Annotated in this window: 2 protein-coding genes; both read right to left on the reverse strand. The window is 65.4% G+C overall.

Translation table 11 applies throughout. The features are described 5' to 3' along the window. The coding region (locus tag QZX79_RS04890) for a response regulator (RefSeq protein WP_294565439.1) at nucleotides 1-244 on the reverse strand (244 nt) is incomplete at its 3' end. 93 nt (nucleotides 245-337) lie between these two features. Next, nucleotides 338-736, reverse strand: coding sequence for a hypothetical protein (locus QZX79_RS04895; protein WP_294565442.1), 399 nt, complete (start codon nucleotides 734-736; stop codon nucleotides 338-340). Between the last annotated feature and the right edge of the window lie 332 nt (nucleotides 737-1,068).

Here is a 1,068-nt window from a genome sequence, read left to right on the forward strand (position 1 = left end):
CGGTCAAAATGATGATCGGCAGGGCAGACGTGCGGCGGATCTCGCGGATCACGTCGAGCCCGTCCCGGTCCGGGAGCCCGAGATCGAGCACGATCAGGTCGGGCCGGTCTGCCCGGAACCGGTGCAGGGCGTCACCGGCGTCGGCCGCGGTGACGGCGCGGAATCCGCCCCGCACGAGGTAGTCGCGGGTGAGCCGGACGAGAGCTGGCTCGTCATCGACGATGAGGATGGTGGTCGTGGTCAAGGATCCATCGTTTCTGCGCGATAGCGGAGGGCCAACCGACCCGAACGGGACCATTGCCCGGGCGGGTCGGTCGAGGCTGTCATGCCGGTCGGGTCAGGACGAGCCGGCTGCCCCGTCGTTGGCACTGGTCCGGTCTCCCTCGTGCTGGCGGCGATGCCATTCGTTCAGGGCATCGGGGTCATAGCCGCCACGCCATCCGGGTCCTCCCCGTGGACCGCCCCAGATGGTGCCGCGGAGAAGCCCGAAGAAGAGAAAGAATACCAGCGGGAAGATCAGGAGCCCGAACGGGAAGAAGAATGGGCGACCACCCTCGATAACGATCGTATCGCCAGCGCCCGCGGTGGTGGTTGTGCCGTCATCGGCGACCCGAACGACTTGTACGCGGTCGTCGCGCCAGCCATTCCAGTCATCGTTGCCTCCCCAGTAGATGGCGGCGGCGATACCTCCAATCAGGAGGACGAGCAGCGTGCCAAAGATCCAGCGTTCTTTCATTAGATGAATTCCCCTGTCGTGTGATGTGCGAACCTGCCGGACTTCCCGATCCCATGTCCCTGACCTCGCCGACCCTCCCGCCACCAGCCCGGTCCGGTATGCGCCCAGGGCGGCCCGCCGTGTCTCCGGAATGCATGCCGGGACCGCGCCCGGGCCCTTGCGACCAGCGCGAACGTGACGAGCGAGCCTACGATCAGCTTTTTCATGGATGATCACCTTTCTGATGTGGGGCGGATGCCAGGCAAGATCGGGTGGTGCCGGCACCAACCGCTGATTCCGTTACCTTCCAAGCTAGGGGCCGGATATGAACCTGATGTGAATGCCCCGGGAAG

The organism is uncultured Arthrobacter sp. (assembly GCF_902805515.1).
In the GTDB taxonomy this organism is placed as follows: Bacteria; Actinomycetota; Actinomycetes; order Actinomycetales; family Micrococcaceae; genus Arthrobacter_D.